We start from the raw sequence: 6361 nt of genomic DNA, 5'->3' as shown, positions 1-6361 counted from the left end.
CCCGCCGCCCCCGCAGCCGGCGCCTCGACTGCAGGCTAGCAGCAGTACATCTGGGATCAGGCCATCCAGCGATTCATCCCCATCGCCCCCACCGCGGCTCCCGCAACCGCACAGCCCGCGGCCGCGACCCAGCCGATGATGCAGCCGACCGCACAGCCGTCCACCTACGCGGAGGCGACGCAGCCCATCACTTCCGCCGCGACCCAGGCGACCATGGCGTACGGCCAGCCTGTACAGCCGACCCAGCCCGTGCGCCCCGCGGCCTCCTCCGCGGCGACGCAGGTGTTCCAGCCCACGCAGGCCGGCGCCACGCAAGCGATGCCGTACGCAGGTGCCGCCGCTCCGGCTCAGTCCGCACAGGCGACTCAGGCATACGCCCCGCTGGGCACCACGCCGATGCCCCGATCCACGGCACCGGCCGCACAACCGCTGGCGCAGTCCGCCCCGGCTTTCGCACCGTCGGGCATGCCGTCCGCAGCCGCGGATAACGAGGCCGCCACCCAAGTGTTCCAGCCGTTGACCGATGCCGTGCAGCCCGCCGCCCAACCGGCCACGCTGCCGCCGTCAATCCTGCCGGGCGATCCGGTGGATGACGAACCGGACGACGACGGGCCGAAGGGTCATGGCTCCCGTCGTGGCGGCGGCAAAAAGAAGAAGCACACCGGCGCCATCGTGGGCGGCGTCATCGCGGCTATCGTGGTCATCGCTCTGATCGTGGGCGGCGTGATGTTCTGGCGCGCCAACAGTTCCAAGGTGAGCCATGCGGCGGCGTTGGTGGAGTGCAAGGCCGCCGCCACCCAGTACGACGCGGCCAAGGCCAAGCTCACCGCCGCCGTGACCAACGGCGAGGCCAGCGCGCAGACCTCCTCCAGCCAGGTGGCGGACTCCACCACCATCGACACGCTGAACCAGGCGCTGCAGGATGCGGCCAATCCGGCCGAGACCGCCAGTTGCGATTCCTCGCTGACCGCCGACGAGCTCAAGACGCAGGCCAAGGACATGCAGACCAAGGTGAGCGACGTGACCGACAAGACGGATGCCATCAACAACGCGATCAAGGCCCTCAAGGCCTCGAAGGACACGGCCAGCACCGATTCGCTGAAGTCCAACCTGAGCTCGGCCATCTCCAGCGCGCAGACCACGCTGAACAACTCGGCCGGCGCCGTGGCGGACGAGTCCACCCGCACCGCGCTGCAGAGCGCCATCACCGATGCGAACAACGTACTCGGCAGCTCCAACCCGTCCGAATCGGATGTGAACAACGCCATCTCCGCACTGCAGAAGGCTGAATCGGACGTGAACGCCTCGATGCAGGCCCAGCAGCAGGCCAATTCCAGCACCTCGAACAATTCCGGCACCAGCAACGGCACCACGGAGAACGGCACGACCGGCGGCACCACCACGGATAACGGCGGCACGACCAGCAACGGCACGGGCACCGATTCGTCCAACACCGACGACTCCGGCACGGCAGACGACTCATCCGCCAACTAGGCCACGGCCACACCGTCACATGATGTAGGGAATTCCCCATGATGTAGGGAAATTCCCATGATGCATGGTCGCAAAAACGGCTCTATTCCGCCAAAACCGAAAATCGCATCCCTACATCATGGGACTTTCCCTACATCATGTGCCCCCGCAACACCCGCCGAACACATGTGCAACGGCCCGGACCTTCGCAATTGAGGGTCCGGGCCGTTGGTTTTTGTCCCTAGGATTAGAAGAATTCAGGCGTTATTGGCGCTTAGCCATTATTCTTAGCACAATCTTGCGCAACTCGGAAGCGACAAGCACAAATGCCGCCAAACCGATACATTCCAGCCACGCCAGCGGGCTCAGCGGCGTGGTGCCGAACGGGCCGTTGAGGAACGGCACGTAAATCACCACGAGCTGCAGCGCCACGGACAGGCCGATCGCGCCCCACAGCCACTTGTTCGAGAACAGGCCCACGAACGCGGACTGCAGGTGGGAGCGGGAGGCGAGCGCGTTGAACAGCTGGGCGAACACCAGGATCGTGAAGCCCATGGTGCGGGCCTCGGTCATCTGGGCCTCGTGGCCGAGCGCGTCCACCGAACGGTCGGTGAACAGGCCGCCGGCGAGGTGCATGTCCATGCCGATCAGCGTCACCGCGGCCATGATCACGCCGATGTAGATGATGTCGCCCCACATGGAGGCATCGATCACGCGGTCGGTCACCTTGCGCGGGCGGCGGCTCATCACGTCGTCGGTCTGCGGATCCACGCCCATAGCCAGCGCCGGCGCGGCGTCGGTCAGGAGGTTGATCCACAGCAGCTGCGTGGCGAGCAGCGGCACGGTCACGCCCACGGTCTCCGGCTGTCGGATGCCGAGGAAGCCGGCCAGCACCACGCCGAAGAACACGGTGAACACCTCGCCCACGTTGGAGCTCAGCAGGTAGCGCAGGAACTTGCGGATGTTGTCGAAGATCACGCGCCCCTCGCGCACGGCGGCCACGATGGTGGAGAAGTTGTCGTCCGCCAGGATCATCTTGGCGCTCTGCTTGGTCACCTCGGTGCCGGTGATGCCCATGGCCACGCCGATGTCCGCGGACTTGACGGCCGGGGCGTCGTTCACGCCGTCGCCGGTCATGGCCACGATGTTGCCCTGGCGCTGCAGGGACTCGACGATCTTGAGCTTGTGCTCGGGGGCGACTCGGGCGTACACGGACACGTCCGCGGTGGCCTTGTCGAGCGCGGCCTCGTCGGGCAGGGCGTCCAGCTGGTCGCCGGTGAGCGCCTTGCCGTCCTTGGCGATGATGCCGAGGTCGGAGGCGATGCGGGCCGCGGTGAGCGGGTGGTCGCCGGTGATCATCACCGTGCGGATGCCGGCGCGGTGCGCCTCGGCCACGGAGTCGCGGACCTCGGTGCGCGGCGGGTCGATGATGCCGACCATGCCGTTCCAGATGAGGTCGGTCTCGATGGCCTCGGACTGGTCGGCGATGTCCGCCACCTGTCCGGCGGCGTTGACGGTCACGCCCGGCACATCGGCCAGACTGCTGGTCTCCAGCGGACGGCAGGCCTGGCCCAGCGTGCGGTAGGCCTCGGAGGAGAGGCGCTCCACGGTCGACAGGATGGACTGGCGGTCGCCTTCGGTGAGCTTGCGCACGTGACCGCCCACGCGGATGCGCGAGCAGTAGCTCAGGAGCACGTCGGGCGCGCCCTTGGCGAACACGGTGAGCTTGCCGGAATCGGTGTCGTCCTTGGCGATGATGGACATGCGCTTGCGTTCGGAAGTGAACGGGATCTCGGCCACGCGGGTGAAGCGTTCGGCCTTGCGATCGGCCTTGACCTTGCGGGCGGCCACGATGAGGGAGACTTCGGTGGGGTCGCCCACGATCTCCCAGCGACCGTTGGCGTCCTGCCGCAGTTCGCCGTCGTTGGCCAGCGCGCCGGCGGCGAGCGTGGCGACGACCTCGTCCGCGATGGTGCGGGCCTCGTCCGATTCGGGCGAGACGCCGCCGGTCATGACCATGCGGCCTTCCGGAGCGTAGCCGGTGCCGGTGATCTGCACCTCGCCGGACGGGGTGACCACGCGCTCGACGGTCATCTCGTTGCGGGTCAGGGTGCCGGTCTTGTCCGAGCAGATCACGGACGCGGAGCCGAGGGTCTCGACCGAATGCAGCTTCTTGACGATGGCGTTGTGGGCGGCCATGCGCTGCACGCCGAGGGCCAGTACCACGGTGAGGATGGCGGCCAGGCCTTCCGGCACGGCGGCCACGGCCAGCGAGACGGCGAGCAGCAGGGAGTCGATGACGTCCTGCGTGTCGTTGAAGCCTTCCAGCACGGCGAGCGCCGCGAGCACCACCACGGCGATGATGCACACGGCGATGCCGAGAATCTTGGAGACGTAGTCCATCTCCTTCTGCAGCGGGGTCTTCTCGTCCTCGGTGGCGGAGAGCATGTCCGCGATCTTGCCGACCTGCGTGTTCATGCCGGTGCCGGTCACGATGGCACGGCCGGTGCCCTGCGTGACGGAGGTGCCGTTGAAGATCATGTTGGCGCGGTCACCCAGGGCCTTGGCGGACTCCAGGGTGTCCGGCTTCTTGCCCACCGGCACGGATTCGCCGGTCAGCGAGGCCTCGGCGATGCGCAGGCTCGCGGCGTTGACCAGTCGGCCGTCCGCGGAGACCGAGTCGCCTTCGGCAAGGACGATGATGTCGCCGGGGACCACGTCCGCAGTGTTGATGCGCTGCACCTTGCCGTCGCGCAGCACGGAGGTCTGCGGGGCGGTCATCTGCGCGAGCGCCTCGACCGCCGCCTCCGCCTTGGCCTCCTGGATGTAGCCGAGCACGGCGTTGACGATGAGGATGAGGACGATGACGATGGCGTCGAACGGCAGCGCCTCACCGCCTTCGGCGCCCGGGTGGGCGTTGGCCTTCTCGATGAACCAGGCGATGACCGAGATGACGGTGGCCGCGAGGAGCAGATAGACCAGCGGATCCTGGAACTGGGCCAGGAACTTCTTCCATTTGGGCACGGGCGGCGCGCTGGCGAGCTCGTTCGGTCCGAATTTGGCGAGGCGGCGTTTGGCCTCCTCCTCGCTCAGACCCCGACTTGGGTCCACATTCAGGGCTTTGGCCACATCGGCGGCACTGGTCAGGCTGGGATCCGTATCCCCCAACAGCGCTTTCTGGGCGCGCACTTCTTCTGATTCCGGGATCTCTTGCGTTGCGGTCGCGGACTGTTCGGATTGATCCTTCAGGCGATCAACCATACTGTTCTCCTTGGTATAGCCGCGGAGTAGTCAGTCCTGCGGCCTTTGCCGGGTTTTCTCTCCCAGCCGTCACGCAAGGACTGCGCGGTTATGGGCATCGACGCAACTGCTGCCGATGCATACGATTGCCATTATTCCATAACCGTGGTGATTGCTCGGCGCACAGCGTAATGGCGTTTTGTATGGTTACTTCCGCATGGCCGACGTGGCCGCCGTCAGCCGGCGAGCTGGTCCTGGAGGTTGCGGGCGATGGCGCGGTCGCGGGAGGATTTGGTCAGTCGCAGGCCGATGGTGACGGCGATGAGCACCAGCGTGCAGGCGATCCACAACGTGCGGCCGCCGAAGCCGCTGATGGTCCAGCCGCCCACGAGCGGCGCCAGCGCGATGGAGACGGACCAGATCACGTTGTAGACGCCCTGGTAGGTGCCGCGCGCGGAGGCCGGGGCCATGGCGGCCACGGTGGTGGTGGCGATGGGGAACGTGCCCAGTTCGCCGAGCGTCCAGAGCACTACGGCGAGCGCGAATCCGGCCCAGGAATGGGCCACGATCTGCACGGCGTATCCCACGACCGTGACGGCGAGGCCCACGACGAGCACGCGCGAGTTGCCCATGCGCGCGAACAGTTTCATGGCGGGGATCTGCAGCGCGCACAGCATGAAACCGTTGATGGTGAGCAGCACCGAGTACTCCCCCAGTCCCAGGCCGAGGTCGGTCATGGCGATGGGCAGGCCGGAGGTCGACTGGAAGTAGACGAGATAGTAGCCGAACATCAGCATGGAGAAGGCGAGGAAGGGCACGTCGGTCAGGACGCGGCGCCAATTGTCGCGCAGGGACGGGGCGGACGGGGCTGCGGTCGCCGCAGAATCACCGGACGATGCGGATTCGGTACGGCTACCGTCATCGCGGACCTCGGCGGTCGCCGCAACGTCGTCACCGGTGATGCCAACGTTCGCGGGCTTGTCGTCCGACGCCGATTGCGTACGGCCGCCGTCGCTCCGACCTGAGACCGCCGCACGTACGGCACCGCCCGGACCGGGCACGGCGATGCCGAGGTGCCGCACCTCGCGGAAGAAGGCGATCAATAGCACGGTGACGGCCGCCATCACCGCAGCCTCGACGTAGAACATCAGCGAATACGAGACCTTGACGAGCTGGTTCGCCACGATCGGACCGATCGCGTACCCGAAGTTGATTGCCCACGATTGCAGCACGTAGGCGCGCTGCTGGCGCTTGACGGGCACTACGTCCGCGATGTACGCGGCGATGGCGGGGCTGGGCAGCGAGGCGAACGCGCCGTAGACGAACAGGGCGGCGCCGATGGCCACCGGTGCGGTGAGCGCGGAGACCACGAGCAGGGCGATGGCCGCGCCGATCTCGCCGATGATGATCATGGATTGGCGGCCGAAACGGTCGGAGAGCGTGCCGCCGAACAGGCAGCCGATGATCGAACCGAAGCCGTACATGGAGACGACCGCGCCCACCACGCCCTCGTTGATGTGCAGCGCGGAGACCAGGTAGATGGACAGGAAGGAGGTGACGAACCGGCCCATCCACAGGATCAGAATCGCCAGCCACAGGCCCCAATACACCAGGGGCAGTCCGAATATCATGCGCTGCTGCTTCACGC

The 6361-nt window shown here is 66.8% G+C and carries 3 protein-coding genes; 1 reads left to right on the top strand and 2 read right to left on the bottom strand.

Going from position 1 to position 6361, the window contains the following annotated elements; translation table 11 throughout:
* Positions 1-135 precede the first annotated feature (135 nt).
* Positions 136-1494 (top strand): FIVAR domain-containing protein, encoded by a 1359-nt coding sequence (locus tag DF196_RS10770; protein ID WP_109057818.1) that lies wholly within the window; start codon positions 136-138, stop codon positions 1492-1494.
* A 243-nt stretch (positions 1495-1737) separates the two neighbouring features.
* Here the strand turns inward: DF196_RS10770 and DF196_RS10765 are convergent, their stop codons facing one another.
* Both DF196_RS10765 and DF196_RS10760 read right to left on the bottom strand, forming a co-directional pair.
* Positions 1738-4734: a cation-translocating P-type ATPase gene (locus tag DF196_RS10765; protein ID WP_109057817.1), complete on the bottom strand. Its 2997-nt coding sequence runs from the start codon at positions 4732-4734 to the stop codon at positions 1738-1740.
* 215 nt (positions 4735-4949) lie between these two features.
* On the bottom strand, positions 4950-6359 hold the full coding sequence (locus DF196_RS10760; protein ID WP_476544397.1) for an MFS transporter: 1410 nt from the start codon (positions 6357-6359) through the stop codon (positions 4950-4952).
* Positions 6360-6361 lie beyond the last annotated feature (2 nt).

Origin of the sequence: Bifidobacterium callitrichidarum, from assembly GCF_003129905.1 — a bacterium.
Lineage (GTDB): Bacteria > Actinomycetota > Actinomycetes > Actinomycetales > Bifidobacteriaceae > Bifidobacterium > Bifidobacterium callitrichidarum.
This window is presented reverse-complemented; position numbering and strand designations above follow the sequence as displayed.